We start from the raw sequence: 18,641 nt of genomic DNA on the forward strand, positions 1-18,641 counted from the left end.
CTTCTTATATCCCCGCATCTTTATCTGTGCAGAGCGCCGACGGCTTCCGATATATGACGATATCCGTCTCTCTGCAGCAGTTCACGTAATCCGGAATGAAGCTTTTGATTAATTTCGGGACCTTCATAAATTAATGCCGTATAAATTTCAACCAGACTGGCTCCCGCCTTGATCTTCTCATAAGCATCCTCACTCGTGAAGATTCCTCCGGACCCAATGATGGGCAGGCTTCCCCCCGTCTGACGATAGACGCGGCTAATTATCTCAGTAGACCGCTCACGCAAGGGCTTGCCGCTGAGTCCACCCGTTTCCTTGGCATTCGCATGAGTTAAGCCGTCACGGCTAATGGTCGTATTGGTAGCTATGATGCCCGAAACACCACTGTTTGAAATCGTATCAACCATATATTCTAGTTCAGCTTCTGTCACATCTGGCGCAATCTTGACCAGCACCGATTTGGAACGCCCATAGGCACGCGACTGCTGCTCCATTTCGTCCATTACCGCGGATAATAACTCCGTCAGCTCACTTCCATGCTGCAGGCTTCTTAAATCCGGCGTATTCGGAGAACTGATGTTTACGACAAAAAAGTCTGCGTACGGATACAAAATCTGGATGCATTTGCGATAGTCTCCTGGAGCATCCTCATTAGAGGTAGCTTTATTTTTACCAATGTTGATGGCAACCGGAATGGAAACATCTTTAAGCTTAGATAAGATTCCCGCCATCGCTTCCGCTCCATGATTGTTGAAGCCCATACGGTTCACAAGTGCTTCATCCGGCGGGAGTCTAAACAGCCTTGGCTGTTCGTTCCCCGGCTGCGCCTTTGGTGTTACCGTTCCCACTTCCATGAATCCAAATCCGATGGAAGAAAACCCAGGCACCGCTTCCCCATTTTTGTCGAGTCCAGCTGCAAGCCCTACCGGTGAAGGGAAGTGTAATCCGAACAAATCGGTCGCAAGATCCGGTGTTTCCTTAACACCGTACATGATCTTGAGAAGGCTGGTGCCTCCGGGAAATGAGCCTGCTTGATTCATTCCACCTATTACAAGATGGTGTGCTTTTTCCGGATCCATTTTGAAGAATAGAGGTTTACCAATATTACGATACAGCAAATGACCCACTCCGTTTACATATTCTTATGGATAAACTGCGCTCTCGAAAAAGGAAACATTCACTAAATGTATCAATGAAATGAATGCATGTTAAGTCCTGTTCGTTTACGTGCAGTATTCCTTCTAAATTTCAGTTTAGCTGTTTTCGTTCTAAAAGAAAAGGGAGAAGGACCCAAGGGAATAACGCAGCTTTGAAAATACTCAGTAAATTGACTACAATGAAGTATACCATCCATTTTAAACGTAGAAACTTATGTATTTAAACGTCTGTTAACATTTTTCCAATACGAGAAAGGAGATTCCCCTTACATGGCAACCAAACGTCAGAAGCCCTCATTACAGCAGAAAAAAGAAGAAGTGAACCGCAAGGCTGTTTTATGGACCGCACTCAGTGTATTGCTGCTCATCATTCTCATTGTTGCACTCGTTATTATCGGAGAAATGACAACCTCTTAATTGAGCCAGTGATATATTTTGTCCGGATTCGTCTGTCCGGGGACAAGCTCTGGCTGAAATCGGTCCCCGGCCTGTTCCGGAGCGATGATTTGTGTTGGAGTGTTGGCGCTGTCTTTAATCGTAACCTGAGTACCTGGCGGTACAAGCGCAAACAATTCTTCTACATCCTCTTGATGCATGCGTATACAGCCCAAGGATTCATCAAGCCCGATACTTCCCGGATCGTTCGTGCCATGAATCGCATAATCCGTATCTGACAACTGCATGCCTCTTGTACCGAATTCACCGTCTGAACGTCCATTCGGATTCACTACCTTGTCTGATATAACAAAATCTCCCTCGGGAGTTTTATTGCCTCCTAGGCCAACTTCATAATTTCGTAATACGATGCTTCCGCTCAGCAGCGTCAATCGATGGGTCTCCTTATTTACAATGATAGAAAGAGCTTCCTTCATATAAGGTTCACCGCCATAGGTATCCTCAAAGCTGGGCAGTAACGGCCCGTCTTCGCTGGACCTCTCTCCGATGGTAGGATCAGACTCAGAATCCCTGTAGTCTCCTGCAAGAGATTGGATATAACCCAGCATCTCCGGATACAGCTCCCGCATAGGAGAATTTACACCGCCAATGTGATTATTCGGAAAAGGCTTCATTAACTGCTCGATACGCTCCGGATACACACCATTTAACTGTTTGTATGCTGTTATTGCACTCCGTAGAGCGATCGCCTGCTCTTCTTTTTGTCCCCACTCTATGGCACTTGCAGACAGACCCTTAAGATCATCAGGCGTGCATTTACACCACTCGGGCAGCAAGGATTGACTCGTCACTTCACCCTCCCCGTTACTACGGAATTGATACATCAGAGGTTTTGCAGGCGAAGTGCCCCATAAGAGAAATTCATTCTCCTGCTCCAGACCAAGCGTTATAATTGTTGCATCCGTATGTCGCAGCTGATTCATCATTCTGCCTGCAGCTTCATCCGTAATCTCGTCGTTGATCAGGGGAATTCCCGTAAACACAGGTGGTTCTGGACCTGCCTCAACTGCTTCAGATTCATGTGCTGCACCCTGCTCATCGGTGTAATCTATACTTTCAAGTCCTTGTTCAGGTGATGATTCATCTGCAGGCTCTGTAACAACGTCAATATTCATGGCATCAGGTGCCATCGCTGAAGGAACAATGCCAAGCAACAACAGCCATAACATTATAGCCGCAGATCTGCGCTTGAACTGTTGTTTTTTTCGCTGCTGTTCCAACTGCATGAGCTTATGCTGATATTCGATCCACACCTGGGCAGGGGCTTTGCTGTGCTCAAAAGCTTCATATACTCCTCCTGAACGTTCAAAGCAATAGTTAGCCTTCGCTGTCTGACCGGATCGTTCATAATCCTTCCCCAGCAGATACCAGGCCATTTGATTATCCGGATGCTTCTGAACGTAGGATTTCAGATCGTGCGGCATGCGCATGTCTTATCTCCCCTTGATATAGGTTATGAATGATATATCGGATAAAACAAAAAAAACCTGATACCGCATCGGTATCAGGCCTTAAATGAAGGACGTATATTAGCCTTCCTTGTTAAAAGGATCGTCCGCAATTTTGATGGAGTCTGTAGGGCAACCATCACAAGCATCTTGCATATCATCATGAAGATCTTCAGGAATTTCAATAATTCCACGGTTGGAATCACCATCAAAGATAACTTCCGCCAGACCCTCGTCGTCGTAGTCGTAGATATCAGGTGCAGTCGCTCCACAAGCTCCACAAGCGATGCATGTATCTTTCTCTACCCAAGTATATTTAGCCATTTCTTCTCTGCCTCCTATTAATTAACACCAAACAGTAGGTTCAACTATGCTAACAATCATATTAATACAAAGTGAAAACAAATACAAATCATTTTGGGTTATTATACCTCTTATAATCCACCCTATTCTGGTCTCGGGAGATTGTCTTTTTGCAAGGAAGTTCCACGTTCCTTATAGTTTCTGATCAGCACCGAAGGGTCATTACCTAACATGCCCGCAGTTAATACTGCATTCTCTCCGAACTTGTTCCGAAGCTCGTCCATAACATGGGTTAAGGACTCTCGCTTGAATTGCTGCTCATAGTCGAACAGATCCAATTGCACGGCGGATTCACTCTTTGGAATTAAACTGTGAAGTGTAATCCCGAGCAGTCGAAGCGGCTTGCCTGCTCCAAATTGGCGATAGAACAGAGAAGTTGCTTCTTTATATATATCCTGCTCATGATCGGTCGGGGTATGCAGCATTTGAGAGCGGGTCATTGTCTTCATATCAGGGGTGCGGATCGTAATTTGAATTCCCTCTGCCATCATGCCATGCCTGCGAAGTCTTCGGGTCACCTGATCACTTATATTGAGCAGCACACGATTAATATCTGCTTCGTTCGAGATATCCTCAGGAAGTGTTGTCGTATGGCCAATGGATTTATTTGGCTCTCGCACCGGACTCACTTCAGAATCACTAATCCCATGAGCTGCCTGTTTCATCCACGTTCCGAGCACTCCAAAGTAATCCCTCAGCAAGCCCTCTTCCGCGTTTGCGAGTTCTCCAATCGTATGGATGTTGATCTTGCGCAGCTTCTCTTCTGTTTTGCGGCCAATACCGAATAACTCACCACATGGTCGATGCCACAGCTTCTTCTGGACATCCCGCAGCCGCAGCACCGTAATTCCATTTGGTTTTTTCATATCTGAAGCCATCTTGGCAAGCAATTTGTTCGGAGCAATTCCGATGGAACATGGGATACCCAGCTCCTCGTTAATCCTATTTTTAATCGTCTCTGCAATCTCCATCGGCGTTCCAAATTGCTTGGAACCGGTAATATCAAGATAACATTCATCAATGGAAGTCGCCTCTAGCTGGGGGGTATATTCATAAGCAATGCTCATGAAGGCTTTAGAGTATTTTCGATACAAATTAAAATCAGGTTTAATGATCATGAGCTCAGGGCACTGACGTAGTCCTTGGTTGACCACCATACCCGTGCTGATTCCACGTCCTCTTGCCTCGTATGAACATGTGACTATTACCCCCTTGCGCTGTTCACTGCTTCCTGCGACAGCCGTTGGTTTACCTGCATAAATATTCGGTTCTTCTGCGGCATGGACCGAGCAATAAAAAGCATTCATATCCACGTGTAAAATAACGCGTCCATTGGCAGGATAATAATCGTTAACGTTGTTCACATCACATACCCTCTGTCTATTTAATCAAATTTCCTGCTCACTTTAGAATAATAAAACTTAAATTCATTCTATATAATAATACAACGATGCTTCAATCTATTGAATCAATTTCATAAATCATAATAATCTTTTTGATCTATATACTCTTGATTGAAGCAGCCAAAGGTATTATGAAATTGATTCTATTATTTTATAATTATAAATTATCAAATTTCCATCTTACATTCCAGGTGAGAACTGCTATAATAAATTATTAAAAACGGTTTTAGTGGACTTCCAAAGGGGGATCAACATGTCTAAGAACATCTCAATCTTCGATACGACACTTCGTGACGGTACACAAGGGGAGGGAATTAGTCTATCGGTTGATGATAAGCTGAACATTGCCAAGAAGCTCGATTATCTGGGCGTTGAGTACATTGAAGGCGGAATTCCGGGAAGCAATTCGAAAGATATTGAATTTTTTAAGCGTGTTCAACAATTGGGTTTAACCTCGAAGATCGTTGCTTTTGGCAGTACTCGCCGGAAGGGCGGAAATGCCGAGACCGATGCTAACCTGAACCGAATTATTGAATCCGGTGCGGATGCAGCTACACTGGTCGGCAAGTCATGGGATTTTCATGTTCATACGGCACTGCAGACGACTTTGGAAGAGAATCTGGACATGATTTATGATTCGATTCATTATTTGAAACGAAACGGTTTAGAAGTCATTTTTGACGCCGAGCATTTTTTTGATGGTTACAAGAATAACCCCGAGTATACGCTCTCTGTAATGACAAGAGCCTACGAAGCGGGTGCGGATTGGCTCGTAATGTGCGATACAAATGGAGGAACGATGCCTCATGAAATTCAGGAAATCGTAAGAGCCGTTGTATCTCATCTTCCCGAAGCGAACTTTGGCATTCACACGCATAATGATTGCGAGTTAGCCGTTGCCAATACACTAGCCGCCATCTCTGCCGGGGCAAGACATGTTCAGGGAACGATAAATGGTTACGGCGAACGCTGTGGTAATGCCAATTTATGCTCTGTAATTCCGAACCTGCAGCTTAAATTAGGTTATCATTGTATTGAGGAAGACAAGCTGGCACAGCTAACCAATGTCTCGCGTTATGTCAGTGAGATCGCCAATGTCAATATGCCGGTGAATCAGCCTTATGTTGGCAGTGCAGCTTTTGCGCACAAAGGAGGCATACACGTATCAGCCATTTTACGTGATTCTCGTACTTATGAGCACATTGCCCCAGAGCAGGTCGGGAACAAGCAGCGGATTCTTGTATCTGAACTGGCCGGTCAGAGTAATATTATATCCAAGGCCCAGGAGCTGGGCATTGAATTAGATCCCACCAGCTCCCACTCCCGCCAAGTGATTGACAGAATTAAGGATATGGAGCATCAGGGCTATCAATTTGAAGGGGCAGATGGATCTCTTGAGCTTCTAATCCGGGAGGCCAATGGAGAAGTCAAGGAACTGTTCACCTTCGAATCCTTCAAAATGCTTGTTGAGAAAACGGCAGGAAAGCCCGTCGTATCTGAAGCTTTTGTTAAATTAAGCGTCGGCGGTCGAAGTCACTATACAGCAGCGGAAGGCAACGGGCCGGTAAATGCGCTGGATAACGCGCTTCGCAAAGCTCTTGTGACATACTATCCTTCTCTGCAGGAAATGCATTTGTCCGACTACAAGGTTCGGGTGCTTGATGATAAGGATACGACGGCAGCCAAAGTAAGAGTTCTCATTGAATCAAAGAACTTCAGCGACGGCTGGAATACAATTGGGGTATCGGAGAATGTCATTGAAGCGAGCTGGGAAGCACTCGTTGACAGCTTTAGATATGCGCTCCTGGACGAAGTACCCTCAGAGATTATAGAACCGGATACCTTGGCTCAAGGAATGGTCAATCATTAAGCATGATAGAAAAGAGGCTGCTGAGATGGTCAGCAGCCTCTTTCTGTTCATGGTCTATAGGGTTACTTCAGTAAATCCTTGATTTTATTTTCAAGCTCTTCTTCGGACAGGATGCCGAGAATGACCTCCTGAATGACTCCATTTTCATCAATCAATACATTGGTAGGAAACGCCATTCCCTTGTACAAATCATAAATTGCGCCGTCTTTATCCATCAGTATTGGAAAATTAACATGAAAGGTATCTACAAACTCAGCTGCATCCTTTTCGGTGTCATATTTAGTAACATTAATCCCGTAAATATCAAGCTCATCTTTGTATGTTTCAGATAGATGATTCAGTGTAGGCGCCTCCATTTTGCAAGGCTCACACCATGAGGCCCAGAAGTTCAGCATCACAGGTTTTTCACGCTTCCCGCCAACTTTATATGTGCCTTCTTCCATTCCATTTAATTGAAAAGAGGGCGCAAGCATCCCGGCTTTTGCTCCTACTTCTGTCGGCACAGGCTCTTCTGATTGAAAAACAGATTGAAGCTGAATCAGGCTGCTCCCTCCGCCGGCTTGCCATATTGCAATGCCAACGAGCAGCAATACTCCGATGATAATATATAGGTTACGTTTCATTTGTCCGTCCCTTTTCATTGATTATAAAGTCATGAATCCATCTCATCATACCCTGAGCTGCTTCATTTAAGGGTATATTAAGCAAAATGGTTGTTGTTCATTTTTTATCATTCTACCCTTTTTTTGAAGATTGTATCAATCCAACTGACAAAAGAAGGATGGAGGTGAAATAAAAAAAGCTCCTGCTCAGGAGCCTTATCAGAAAAAAATGATATCATGATAGCGAATCATTAGGAGAGTATAGATGATTATTACACAAGAAGTATTTACGGCTCTGGAAAGGCATCTCTTTGAAAAGCACCCTTATGAAGCTTGCGGCATACTTCTCGGCCATATGGATCAGCATCATGTCATTCGCCTGCTTCAATATATCCCAATACCGAACACCGCACCTAACCCATTACACCATTTCGAGCTGGATCCAGGCATCTGGGTGAAACACGTGCTTGGCACAGCCAATATGATAGGCATATTTCACAGCCATCCTAATTCGTCACCTTATCCTTCGCCTGAGGATTTGGAATCACTTCAGCAGTATGGCACCTTGCTCAAGGCATACCTCATAGGCTCACTAACTTACGATAAGAAACAAATGGAGCTCAAGGGATACACGATCCAAAAAAATGGAGAGCAGCTGACTCTTAACGAATCTTCACTAAGCATGACTTAAATGGTCATACAAATCAGACAGGGTATGAACCTCCATCTCGGCAATATCATCCAAATAACAACCCCATAAGCGAGCCGTCATCATGGCATCCTTAAGTGCATGATGTCTTCCGTGAATGGGAATTCCCCGAGATTCCAGGCATTCATCAAGCCCGTATCCATTCCGCTGAGGCTCCAGCCATCTGGCCAGCATCATTGTATCAATAACCCGATGACTAAGCCTTACTCTAGATGTCTTCCATAATGCCGCATTCAAAAAGGATTTATCATGTGCGCTGGCATGAGCTACCAGGACACGCCCACCGACAAAGGACATAAAGTCATGCAGTCCCTCCAATATAGGCGGTGCATCACGAGTCATATCAGGTGTAATACCTGTCAATTCAGTGATATGTTCTGGTATAGGGACTTTGGGTCTGACCAGCGTATAGAACTGCTCATCTTCAATAATCTCACCGCCTACAACCCGAACTGCACCGAAGGATAAGATTTCGTCTCCATGTTGGGGCGCAAAGCCTGTCGTCTCCAGATCAAATACAACCGCATCCAGCTCCGATAAAGGTGTTCTAAGCGCTTCTGGCTTACGATTCTCCCGCATCAATGAACGTAAAAAGGCCATCTGCTGTGCGGTAGGGGCGCCGAGCATAGAAGCGATTGCCGAGGGCACCCCTCCCTGCCTAAACGAGTTCCAAAAACCGTTATTGCCCCTTACCGGGTCTTTCATGAGCGTCTCCTCTCTACAAATCGAAGCTGTCGCTGTAGGTTACGGTGCACTTTTTTCACTGTGCTCAAGCCTTCCCTAAGCTCATACAGAATCGTTCTTTGTTTTAATTGTTCTTCGCCAATGTAGCCGCTGCTTGAAATGATCCCATTCTCATTTTCAACCTCAGTAACTCTCCTCAGCTTCAGAGCAATTTTAAAGGCATCTTCACATGCATCCACTGAATGAAGAGGAACTGCTTCAAGTCTAGCAAGCTTGGTAAGACGTTTAATCGTATTCGTATCCTTCAGGCCATTCAGCAAGGCCATGTAACGAGCACTGTTAACAAGCGGAATATACATGCCATATTTGATATCAAATCCGCCCGCATGCTCACCAAATCTCTCGGTTACCACCCGTCCAAGGATGTTCAAAGTTGCTTTGTGCTTTACCGTATTTCTCAATACGGCTGAGGCAAGATCTGGCGTGGATTGGAACAATTGACTAAAGTGACTGCGAAAATCCTCCGATAGTGTGCGGTCTCCTCCCACATGCCTTAAATCTGCTGCGATAATCAAGTATCGAACAGGCTCCCACTTCAGATCGTCCGTCCAATCCGCAAGCTGCTGCTTCCAAGAGGCAAGCGTACGTCTCCATAAAGGCTCCGAGCACATGACCTTACCTTCACACTTGGCATAACCTACACCTTCGAGTGAATCGGATATCCTTTTGCCCAGCTCCTCAAAGTACGCCTCTTTACCTGGATGAGGCAAGTCACTAATAATCATACCGTTGTCCTGATCACTCCACAGGGTGGCTTCACCTCTGCCAGAGCTCCCAAATACAACAAATGCATAAGGGACAGGCCGGCGCCCATAACCTTCGGCTTCCATCTCGTTCTCGCATATTTCTATGACTTGTCTGGCAATATAATCATGCAAATCATTTACCATTTGATACCATTCAATCAAAGATACAATTGCTGTTAGGTCTTGCAATTCCTCTTGCTTCTGCATTCGAGCTTGTTTCAGTGCAGGAATAGATTGCACATTCTTCAAATCATCCAATAAGAATGCTTTGCCCGTAGATTTCAGAGGTTCCATAGTTCTGTCCCCCTAGACGTGTTCCTCTTCATCATACCATGATAGGCCGAAAAGGTGTCGTTCTAATTAGTGTTTAAGATGACAATATAACTAAGAATAGCTTACACATTTGGTATTAATAATTGGGACCACTTGACATGTAAAACAAGAACAAAAGAAATCATGTGTATTCTAATGTTAATTTTTATAACATATAATGAAAAATATATTCCCATTGCAATTATAAAAGAACACCAATATATTGACAAGGGCATTTTTGGAAGAAATCATGTTATTGCGATGCAGTCATCTTAATCTCCGGATCCAGCCTTAACCACCGAAATCCAGCTGCACTCTGGCTGTTCACAGAAAAAGCGTCACGTTTGACTGTATGGTTCTAGATCATGTATCATGTTTATGTAGAGTATATGGAAAGGTGAGTGTTTTGGGATGGGGATATGAAGCTGTATCGAATCGGTGAATTGTCAAAGGCTGCCGGTGTCAGCGAACGTACAATTGACTATTATACGAAGCTCGGATTAATTACTCCAGAGCAGCGTACTCAAAAAAATTATAGATTATATAATAGTGAAACCTTAAACCGAATTGAACGTATTATCCAGATGAAACTAGAGAAATATAGTCTCGAAGAGATTAAGAATTCTTTAGATAAGTGGAGTAACGTTTCGGCTAATGAACAAGTAACCAGCAAGCTTAACAGCTTGGAGATTCATGTAGAGCAGCTTGAACGTGAGATGAATGAGCTCAAGCCTCTTCTCGAGGAAATGAAGCCCGCTCAACAACGTAAAGTCGTCACTGCTCTTCTTACCAAGAGTGCCGCTTGCATGGAAGCACTAAAAATTATGCTTGAGAGCTCCATGATGTAATTTCATCTTAATAGAAGTATGGGGGTATGGTGTGAATGATGTTTGTATTGCTGATCTTAGCCATCATACTGTCGGTTTGGGCGCAATTCCGCGTTCAAGGGACATTTAAGAAATGGGCTAAAGTAGATAACTCAACCGGTTTAACAGGTTATGATGTAGCTAGACATATGCTGGACACGAACGGTTTGCATGATGTTCCGATTGAACCTGTAAGAGGAGCCTTATCAGATCACTATGATCCAATCCACCGTGTCGTCCGATTATCTGAGCCAGTATATTATGAGAGAAGCATATCCGCTGTAGCTGTTGCATCTCACGAGGTAGGACACGCAATCCAGCACAAAGAACATTATCCGATGCTGGCGCTTCGTCACCGGATATTCCCAATCGTTAATTTTGCATCCGGTATTGCTCCGTTTCTTCTGTTGGCAGGCTTTATCTTCAACGCATTTAACTTGATTGGTCTAGGTATTATATTCTTCTCCGTAACTGTAGCCTTCCAGCTCGTTACCCTGCCAGTCGAATTTAATGCAAGTAACCGGGCTCGACGTATTATCGTCGAAGAAGGTTATGTACGAAGTGAAGAAGAACGCGGTGTAGGTAAAGTGCTTAACTCCGCAGCGCTCACTTATGTAGCAGCTGCACTGATTTCGTTACTTGAACTCATTCGCTACATTGGAATTTTTACGAGCAACCGCGAATAGAACCGCATAAAGAACCCCGGTCATTTATTTGACCGGGGTTTTGCTATTGTCTAGTCCAAAATAGTCAAGCAAGAACGTTCGAAATGACTGTGCTACTAACGGCAGCTTCTCATCACTACGGTGAATGAGCCCAATCGTTCGCGTCACCGTTGGACTCTTAATGCGAACTCTTGCAGGCTGAAGCGGATTCGTCTGAAATAAAGCCATCTCCGGCAATACACTTACCCCCATCCCCGCCGCAACGAGGCCTCGAATGGTATCCGTCTCTTCACCCTCAAAAGCAATTCGAGGTGTAAATCCGGCCTCCAGACACGCGTGCCATACAATAGGCCTTAACGAGTAGCCTTTACTGAACAAAATAAATTTATCATCTCTCAGTTGATCTAAGGTAATCGATTCCTCTGTAGCGAGAGGATGATTCTGAGGTAAAATGGCAAACAGCTCTTCTGTTAATACGATATCCCCTGTAATTTGATCATGCTTCTCCGGGAACGGTGACACAAAAGCCAGATCAACCTCAGCAGATAATACATCTCTAATTAAAGTCGGGAACATCCCTTGCTTAAACTTAAATTTAACGTTAGGATAGCGTTTGCGAAACTCTGATACGATGGTGGGAATTAAATGAATTCCCAGGCTGTGTGGGAACCCGATTCGAATCTCGCCTTTTTCCGGATCCAGAAATTCATGAACCTCACCAACAGCTCGATCCAGGTCTTTCAGAATACCCTCAACTCTTTTGCAAAACAATTGCCCGACAGGGGTTAGCTGTAGATTACGCCCCTTCTGCATGAACAAGTCGATACCGAGTTCTTCCTCTAGATGATGAATTTGCCTGCTTACTGCGGATTGCGCTACATGCAATTCCTCCGCAGCCTGCGTTACATGCTCTTTCTGCGCAACTTTCAAAAAGTATTGCAACTGTCTAAGTTCCACTCGATCAATCGCTCCAATCTGCTTAAAACAATCCCAAGTCATTCCATGGAAAGCAGTTCATGTCTTTAATGTATCATGACAACCAGAATGAATCAACGGCGCTTTAACAGTCTGATGATCAGACCATAAAGGAAGAAACCGCCGATCAGTCCGCCTAAATGGGCAGCCATATTGATATTGGCCACACCCAGTGAAAAGATAATACCAAACCCAAGAATGGTATAGATCGTTTTTCTCGATGCATCATCCATTAGGTTGCGTTGAAACAGAACGATATAGAGAAATGCACCGTATACTCCATAGATTGCTCCCGACGCCCCAATGGACAGAGTAGGATTCGTTAAATTGTTATAGTAAGCCTGTGAAATGATATTTCCTACCAAACCACTTCCGATATAAAGTATTGCGTACCGCCAGAAGCCAAGAAGCCGCTCAAGCGGCGGAGCAAATACAAGAAGAGCAAAGCAGTTGAACAACAAATGGGAAAAGCCAGAATGAAGGAACATCGAAGCAAATAAACGCCATATTTCTTCATTCCATGGTGGAATATTGGTCAGTGCACCATATTTCATAAGAGTAAGCGCATTATTAGGCCCACCGTCAATTAACAGCACTACATACATCATAATATTCGCTGCAAGCAGTATTGAAGTTATTGGGTAATATCGCAAATACCCTTTCCAGTTCTCATATCGTAAAAAAATCATGGCCTCATCCTTCCATTGTCCTGTGTTGGACATGAGCTTCCTATAAAGATTATAATAGATAGTGTCCAAGATCACCAATCTCAAGGAGGTACATAATAGATGACTCAAGAACGTACAGGTGTAGCCGCTTTTAAAGGAAATCCCATTACGCTGATCGGCCCGGAACTTAAGGCTGGTGACCAAGCACCGGATTTTACACTTAATCTGAATCTGCTTGAAGAAGCACATTTATCAGACTATGCCGGCAAAATCAAACTAATTAGTGTGGTCCCTTCTCTTGACACAGGGGTCTGCGATACACAGACTCGTCGTTTTAATGAAGAAGCGGCTGATCTAGGCGACAATGTTGTTGTTCTAACGATTAGCGCAGATCTTCCATTTGCTCAAGCACGCTGGTGTGGTGCAGCAGGAGTTGATAAGGTCATCACCTTATCTGACTATAAGTCTAAGTCTTTCGGCCAAGCTTATGGCGTACTGATCAAAGAATTCCAGCTCGACATGCGCTCCATCTTTGTCATTGACGCTAACGACAAGATAACTTATGTGGAATATTTGTCTGAAATGTCAGAGCATCCGAATTACGAAGCAGCGATTGCAGCTGTTAAAGAACTGCTTTAATTTACGCAGCGAAACGGGATAACCCCACGCAATACATGCAAAAAGCGAGAAAAGGACGTGCCTTTATCTCGCTTTTTTTGGATCTTACTCGCCTACAACCTTGTGTTTGCCGATCTTCTTATCTATAATATCGAACAACTGTAGAATAATGCGATAATTGGACCCCAGATCCCCCAGCGAACCTCTTGAAGCAGAATAAATATCAATGGCACTTCGAACAGGCGTGACCTGAATAATGGACACGGTAATATCTAGTGTACGTCCAAACGATGTGCGCTTCTCCATGGTAATTTCCCCAACTGAGGGTACTTCATGAAGAACTTTGAATCCAGGAACCTTCTTCATCAGCGATGATATTTCTTCCCACGCCTTATCCTTGGACAAGTTATAATAGCGTGTCTTCATTTTTGGATCCTTGGCTCGGTCACTTGTTCCTTCCATACTGCGAACAATGCCGACTAGTGTTCTTTTGAGTGACAAGACCCTTCCTCCTTTGTATGTAGCCGTACCTATATTCTCTCTTTAGTGTATCATTGTTAACTCCTTAGCAAAAGACATAATCTATTCTCCCGCTAGAGACACATCACTACTGATAACAACAAAAAAGACATCCCCAAATGCACCCTTATGTAGAGTACGTGTGAGATGTCTCTAAAATTCATCCAAAAAGGATACCCGCTAATGCCGTCCGATTATATTGTCTTCTGAACCTGCTGTAGCAGGTGGGTGACCGCAGAAATGGTTATGAAGTCCCCATGTCATATAGACAGGGCATGTCAGCTGCATTTCGTGTTGATCTCCCGAGACATAGTCATTGGTTCAAAACAACGAATAACCGAAACGAACATCGCAGGATGTAGAAACATTATATCGCTATTCTACAAAAAAGTAAATGTATGATCAGCAATTGCTAAAATTCTCGTGAGGGATAAAATCATTTATCTCCTTCTAAGCAGTTAAACACAAGTACATGCAATGCCTTTTATTTTGTATTGTCCTGTGGCTTGGAGGCCGTCTCTAACGAATCACTCTCCTGTGACTCGCCTTCTTCTTCACGGCTGGCCTGCAGCTTCTCAGCTTGCTCCTGCATCTTAGTGAAAGTGGCATAGAAGTTAAAGAAAGCAAACCATGCAATCAGGCTTCCGATGAAGAAAAAGAACAATGCAGGGTACTGCATGCCGATGTAGCATAATAGTCCGGCACCGAGCAATGATGAAAACACGCGGAACGGCCGAATCAATGTAATCAGTACAGCATTTTTAATGATCATTCCAATGGACATATGATAATGGACTACCATCGAGAAAAAGTTGAACATTGACACACATAGCAGGAGCAGCAGGATCAGCATGATAATTCCGATTAACTGGAGGTTCTCGAACTGAGTCATATAAACTGTATAATCCAAATACATAATGACTACCAGCAGTGTATAGAAAACACCGCCGATCATACTCTGTTTGTAGTTTTCCTTATATCCTGTAAAAAATGTTCTCATTATCGGCACATCTGTATCACCCATGACCCATTTACGAACTACGTTAAACAGCGCAGATGTCGCAGGGAAAAATGTAAACGGTGCCACAATACCCAATGCCCAGTTCATTTGAATGGATTCATTCGTCATACCTTGACCCATAACAAGAACCTTGATCACCAAAAAGAAGAAAAATGGCGAGGCACACAGTACCCACAATAGGTTCGATGCTGCGAATCTTGTTATCCACTCCGTCAGGCGATATATACCACCCATAGCTCCTTTAAATTCCAAAACACGTCTCCTCCTTAACACATACGCGAGACTCATTCCACTCGCCTGTATGCATCATCTTAGGTGATTATCTCTCGCTAATTCACATTAACTTAACCTAACTATCACTATACAGCATAACCGCACGCAAAAGCTAGACCAACGCGGAAATCTCGGCTTAAATATATCCCTTTAAGAGACGATCAGGATAACAGCCTATTTTCATGAATTTGTGGGCAGGCGTCTAATCAATCGGTACAGTTCTACCATAGGATATGGCGTAGTCGATGAGCCACTTCACTTTATAAAGGAGGTGACTGCAATGTCCTATGGATACGGATGCGGAGGTCAGGTTGGTGGTGTTTCTACTGGCTGTGGATACGATGGATGGTTCTCTCTCGGAACAATTCTCGTGTTGTTCATTCTGCTGGTCATCATTTCCAAAACGTTCTTCTGCTAAATAATCAAATGCAGCAGCAAAAAAAGACGAAGCATAGGGTGCTTCGTCTTGTCTCTGTATTAATTATTGAAACGAGCTGTCGTCACGACGTGTTGATGGTCTGCGATTCTCGTTATTGTTGTTGTAAGGACGGGATTTGCGATCGCGATCGCGGTCACGATTGTAACCACCGCTTCCGCCATCTCTTCCCCCATCTCTACGATTACCGTATCCGCCTTTATTACCGCTTCCGCTTCCGCTTCTGTTGTATCCACCGCCACTACGGTTGCCATAGCCACCAGAAGGCTTGCGTCCGCTAGAACGAACATCTGGCTTACGGCGTTTAGCACGGATTGGATCCTCAGGAGTCAGCTCAATGGCTGCATCCTTCTTGTCGCCTGTGAGCAGCTTCAGAGCTGCTGACAAGAGCTGCACGGAATCATATTGCTCCAATAGCTGAATAGCGATACCTTTGTATTCGTTAAGCTCTCCGTCTTGTACAATTTCCAGAAGACGTTCAGCTGTAACGCGTTGCTTCCCTTCAATCGCTTCAGCAAGTGTAGGAAGCGGTTTGCGTGGAATACGATGACGTGTTACACGCTCGATGAAATGCAGGTGGTCAATCTCACGAGGTGTTACAAAGGACCATGCAGCTCCTTCTTTACCTGCACGACCTGTACGGCCGATACGGTGTACATAGCTTTCCGGATCTTGCGGAAGATCAAAGTTAACAACATGTGTTACTCCAGATACGTCAAGTCCACGTGCTGCCACATCCGTTGCAACGAGTACATCAATGCTTCCATCACGGAATTTGCGCATTACAGTATCACGTTGATTCTGAGACAGGTCACCATGAAGTCCATCAGCAGAGTAACCACGTTTTTGGAGTGCTTCTGACAATTCATCTACACGGCGTTTTGTACGACCAAATACGATTGCAAGCTCAGGAGATTCCATATCCAGCAAACGGCTGAGTGCATCAAATTTCTGACGTTCAGGCACTTCAATATAAGCCTGGTCAATAAGTGGTGCACTTACTTGCTTCGGAATAACGGAAACGTGCTCTGGATTTTGCAAAAATTGCTGAGCGAGCTTCTGAATGTTAGGAGGCATCGTTGCAGAGAACAGCATCGTTTGACGATCATCAGGAACCTGCTTCAGAATCGACTGAATGTCTTCCATAAAGCCCATATCCAGCATTTCATCTGCTTCATCCAGCACGACAGTTTGCACGTCTTCAAGTTTGATGGTTTTGCGGTTAATATGGTCCAGAAGTCGACCAGGTGTACCGATAATAATTTGAGGCTTCTTCTTCAATGCACGAATCTGGCGAACGATGTCTTGACCGCCGTATATAGGAAGTGTACGGATACCTTTGAAGCGGGATAGCTTCTCAATCTCTTCTGCCACTTGGATGGCAAGCTCACGAGTTGGTGCCATGATCAGGGCGCGAATCTTCTCATCCGTCTTGGAAATTTTGCTGATAAGCGGGATACCAAAGGCTGCCGTTTTACCTGTACCTGTTTGGGCTTGACCAATCAAGTCACTTCCATTGAGAGCAACGGGAATGGATTTTGCTTGAATTGGTGTTGCTTCTTCAAATCCAAGCTCGGTAATTGCCTGCAGAACCTTAGGTTCCAGATTAAATTCTGAGAAAGTTGTCAAATTTATTCAAACTCCTTCTATTATGGTGGACATGTAATCCACTGTATTTCTCTGTATTCTTAAGTAGCGTTAATATATAGGCTGTCCCATCATGCACGATAAAAATGGGATTGCATGATCTCACAATTTCACTATAGAGAGAATAGATTCTCTCCCAAATCGTCTAAACTACATATGATGTTTATTGAAACTTACTGAAAACAAAACATGCTTTTTTCGAAAAAAGGCGATCTACTCAAGAACATCCACAAAATATTATATCACAAAACAATTTACAATTACCAGTAATCAATATAGTATGATACTTCTGAGGTGAAATTGGTGCTAAAATTAACTACAAAATCGCTAATCGTATTTCTAGGCGGTGCTATTATTGCAGCAGGATTCAACCTGTTTCTGCTGCCACATGAGCTGCTTAGCGGAGGAATCTCAGGTATATCCATGCTCATCGGATATTTTACTCCGCTTAACTTTAATGTCATGTACTTCGTCTTTAACATTCCACTGCTTATTGCAGGGTGGTTCTTGCTGGGCCGAAGATTTATCAGCTTCAGCATTATAAACGTTATTGCTACGACCTGGATGCTAAACGTTCTGCCCGTTACTGCAATTGCTCATGATCAGCTGACTTCGGCTGTGTTCGGCGGCGTGCTTATTGGAGCTGGGACAGGACTTGCATTTCGTGCTGGCGGTTCTTCCGGTGGTCTCGATATCGTCGCTTCCATTATTACACGGTTTCGTGACTTCCCCGTCGGAGCCGTCATTGCCGTCATGAACGGAATGATTATTCTGCTCGCCGGTTATTTGAACAACGACTGGAATATCGCGCTGATCTCGGTGCTTTCCATCTACATTACCGGTAAGGTGCTTGATTTAATTCATATTGGACATGTGAAGGTTACCCTATTTATCGTTACCAATGAGACAGATAAAATGCTTGAACAATTGTTACCAAGACAAAGAGGTGTAACGAAGATTAAAACCCAGGGTGCATTTACCGATCATGAAAAGGACATGCTCATGACGGTTACTACCAAATACGAGCTCGATGAGGTCAAGCAGATCATAAGAGCTACGGATCCCAAAGCTTTTGTCAACATCGTAGAAACAGTAGGAATAATGGGCTCGTTCAGAAGAAATTAGATCATTTGTCAAGTATAATTT

20 protein-coding genes and 1 other RNA gene are annotated in these 18,641 nt (G+C 44.1%); 8 read left to right on the forward strand and 13 right to left on the reverse strand.

Going from position 1 to position 18,641, the window contains the following annotated elements; all coding sequences use genetic code 11:
• Positions 1 to 20: 20 nt before the first annotated feature.
• Positions 21 to 1,115 carry a quinone-dependent dihydroorotate dehydrogenase gene (locus tag BK126_RS03655; protein WP_076311335.1) on the reverse strand — a complete coding sequence of 365 codons (1,095 nt, stop codon included), beginning with the start codon at positions 1,113 to 1,115 and terminating at the stop codon, positions 21 to 23.
• A gap of 309 nt (positions 1,116 to 1,424) precedes the next feature.
• Between BK126_RS03655 and BK126_RS29275 the strand changes: the two genes are divergently transcribed.
• Complete coding sequence (locus tag BK126_RS29275; RefSeq protein ID WP_177178625.1) at positions 1,425 to 1,571, forward strand: hypothetical protein; 147 nt, start codon at positions 1,425 to 1,427, stop codon at positions 1,569 to 1,571.
• Here the strand turns inward: BK126_RS29275 and BK126_RS03660 are convergent.
• From BK126_RS03660 to BK126_RS03670, 3 genes are all read right to left on the reverse strand, one after another.
• On the reverse strand, positions 1,568 to 3,040 hold the full coding sequence (locus tag BK126_RS03660) for a L,D-transpeptidase family protein (RefSeq protein ID WP_083655701.1): 1,473 nt from the start codon (positions 3,038 to 3,040) through the stop codon (positions 1,568 to 1,570). The genes BK126_RS29275 and BK126_RS03660 overlap by 4 nt on opposite strands.
• A 99-nt stretch (positions 3,041 to 3,139) precedes the next feature.
• Positions 3,140 to 3,382, reverse strand: a complete 243-nt coding sequence (locus BK126_RS03665) for a ferredoxin (protein WP_076311336.1) — start codon at positions 3,380 to 3,382, stop codon at positions 3,140 to 3,142.
• A 122-nt stretch (positions 3,383 to 3,504) separates the two neighbouring features.
• On the reverse strand, positions 3,505 to 4,785 hold the full coding sequence (locus tag BK126_RS03670) for a DNA polymerase IV (RefSeq protein WP_076311337.1): 1,281 nt from the start codon (positions 4,783 to 4,785) through the stop codon (positions 3,505 to 3,507).
• Between the two features lie 292 nt (positions 4,786 to 5,077).
• Between BK126_RS03670 and cimA the strand changes: the two genes are divergently transcribed.
• The gene (cimA, locus tag BK126_RS03675; RefSeq protein WP_076311338.1) at positions 5,078 to 6,694 is read left to right on the forward strand and encodes a citramalate synthase; all 1,617 of its coding nucleotides are present in this window, start codon (positions 5,078 to 5,080) and stop codon (positions 6,692 to 6,694) included.
• A gap of 62 nt (positions 6,695 to 6,756) precedes the next feature.
• On the opposite strand, the gene BK126_RS03680 is transcribed toward cimA, so the two are convergent.
• A complete protein-coding gene (locus BK126_RS03680) occupies positions 6,757 to 7,317 on the reverse strand; it encodes a TlpA family protein disulfide reductase (protein ID WP_076311339.1) in 561 nt (186 codons plus the stop codon).
• Between the two features lie 244 nt (positions 7,318 to 7,561).
• Here BK126_RS03680 and BK126_RS03685 point away from each other — a divergent pair, with 244 nt between their 5' ends.
• Complete coding sequence (locus BK126_RS03685; RefSeq protein WP_076311340.1) at positions 7,562 to 7,987, forward strand: M67 family metallopeptidase; 426 nt, start codon at positions 7,562 to 7,564, stop codon at positions 7,985 to 7,987.
• On the opposite strand, the gene BK126_RS03690 is transcribed toward BK126_RS03685, so the two are convergent.
• A complete protein-coding gene (locus BK126_RS03690) occupies positions 7,973 to 8,710 on the reverse strand; it encodes an exonuclease domain-containing protein (protein ID WP_076311341.1) in 738 nt (245 codons plus the stop codon). The genes BK126_RS03685 and BK126_RS03690 overlap by 15 nt on opposite strands.
• A complete protein-coding gene (locus BK126_RS03695) occupies positions 8,707 to 9,789 on the reverse strand; it encodes a DUF294 nucleotidyltransferase-like domain-containing protein (protein ID WP_076311342.1) in 1,083 nt (360 codons plus the stop codon). The genes BK126_RS03690 and BK126_RS03695 overlap by 4 nt, the downstream gene beginning before the upstream one ends.
• A gap of 437 nt (positions 9,790 to 10,226) precedes the next feature.
• On the opposite strand from BK126_RS03695, the gene BK126_RS03700 reads away from it, so the two are divergent.
• Positions 10,227 to 10,655 carry a MerR family transcriptional regulator gene (locus BK126_RS03700; protein ID WP_076311343.1) on the forward strand — a complete coding sequence of 143 codons (429 nt, stop codon included), beginning with the start codon at positions 10,227 to 10,229 and terminating at the stop codon, positions 10,653 to 10,655.
• 35 nt (positions 10,656 to 10,690) lie between these two features.
• Positions 10,691 to 11,359: a zinc metallopeptidase gene (locus BK126_RS03705; RefSeq protein WP_076311344.1), complete on the forward strand. Its 669-nt coding sequence runs from the start codon at positions 10,691 to 10,693 to the stop codon at positions 11,357 to 11,359.
• Between the two features lie 24 nt (positions 11,360 to 11,383).
• Here the strand turns inward: BK126_RS03705 and gltC are convergent, their stop codons facing one another.
• Together gltC and BK126_RS03715 are read right to left on the reverse strand one after the other, a co-directional pair.
• The gene (gltC, locus tag BK126_RS03710; RefSeq protein WP_076311345.1) at positions 11,384 to 12,295 is read right to left on the reverse strand and encodes a glutamate biosynthesis transcriptional regulator GltC; all 912 of its coding nucleotides are present in this window, start codon (positions 12,293 to 12,295) and stop codon (positions 11,384 to 11,386) included.
• A gap of 92 nt (positions 12,296 to 12,387) precedes the next feature.
• Positions 12,388 to 13,002, reverse strand: coding sequence for a rhomboid family intramembrane serine protease (locus BK126_RS03715; protein ID WP_076312527.1), 615 nt, complete (start codon positions 13,000 to 13,002; stop codon positions 12,388 to 12,390).
• Between the two features lie 99 nt (positions 13,003 to 13,101).
• On the opposite strand from BK126_RS03715, the gene tpx reads away from it, so the two are divergent.
• The gene (gene tpx, locus BK126_RS03720) at positions 13,102 to 13,620 is read left to right on the forward strand and encodes a thiol peroxidase (RefSeq protein WP_076311346.1); all 519 of its coding nucleotides are present in this window, start codon (positions 13,102 to 13,104) and stop codon (positions 13,618 to 13,620) included.
• An 84-nt stretch (positions 13,621 to 13,704) separates the two neighbouring features.
• On the opposite strand, the gene BK126_RS03725 is transcribed toward tpx, so the two are convergent.
• The 3 genes from BK126_RS03725 to BK126_RS03735 form a co-directional block, all read right to left on the reverse strand.
• Positions 13,705 to 14,100, reverse strand: a complete 396-nt coding sequence (locus BK126_RS03725) for a DUF1499 domain-containing protein (protein ID WP_076311347.1) — start codon at positions 14,098 to 14,100, stop codon at positions 13,705 to 13,707.
• A gap of 188 nt (positions 14,101 to 14,288) precedes the next feature.
• A non-coding RNA gene (gene ssrS, locus BK126_RS03730) (6S RNA) lies at positions 14,289 to 14,479 on the reverse strand.
• A 123-nt stretch (positions 14,480 to 14,602) separates the two neighbouring features.
• Positions 14,603 to 15,391, reverse strand: coding sequence for a YesL family protein (locus tag BK126_RS03735; RefSeq protein WP_076311348.1), 789 nt, complete (start codon positions 15,389 to 15,391; stop codon positions 14,603 to 14,605).
• 301 nt (positions 15,392 to 15,692) lie between these two features.
• Between BK126_RS03735 and BK126_RS29280 the strand changes: the two genes are divergently transcribed.
• Positions 15,693 to 15,830, forward strand: coding sequence for a hypothetical protein (locus BK126_RS29280; protein ID WP_177178626.1), 138 nt, complete (start codon positions 15,693 to 15,695; stop codon positions 15,828 to 15,830).
• Between the two features lie 63 nt (positions 15,831 to 15,893).
• Here the strand turns inward: BK126_RS29280 and cshA are convergent, their stop codons facing one another.
• On the reverse strand, positions 15,894 to 17,477 hold the full coding sequence (gene cshA, locus BK126_RS03740; protein WP_076311349.1) for a degradosome RNA helicase CshA: 1,584 nt from the start codon (positions 17,475 to 17,477) through the stop codon (positions 15,894 to 15,896).
• A 321-nt stretch (positions 17,478 to 17,798) separates the two neighbouring features.
• Here cshA and BK126_RS03745 point away from each other — a divergent pair, with 321 nt between their 5' ends.
• Positions 17,799 to 18,620 carry a YitT family protein gene (locus BK126_RS03745; protein WP_177178627.1) on the forward strand — a complete coding sequence of 274 codons (822 nt, stop codon included), beginning with the start codon at positions 17,799 to 17,801 and terminating at the stop codon, positions 18,618 to 18,620.
• The last annotated feature ends 21 nt before the right edge of the window (positions 18,621 to 18,641 follow it).

The sequence above is a fragment of the Paenibacillus sp. FSL H7-0326 genome (assembly GCF_001955535.1).
Taxonomy (GTDB): Bacteria; Bacillota; Bacilli; order Paenibacillales; family Paenibacillaceae; genus Paenibacillus; species Paenibacillus shunpengii.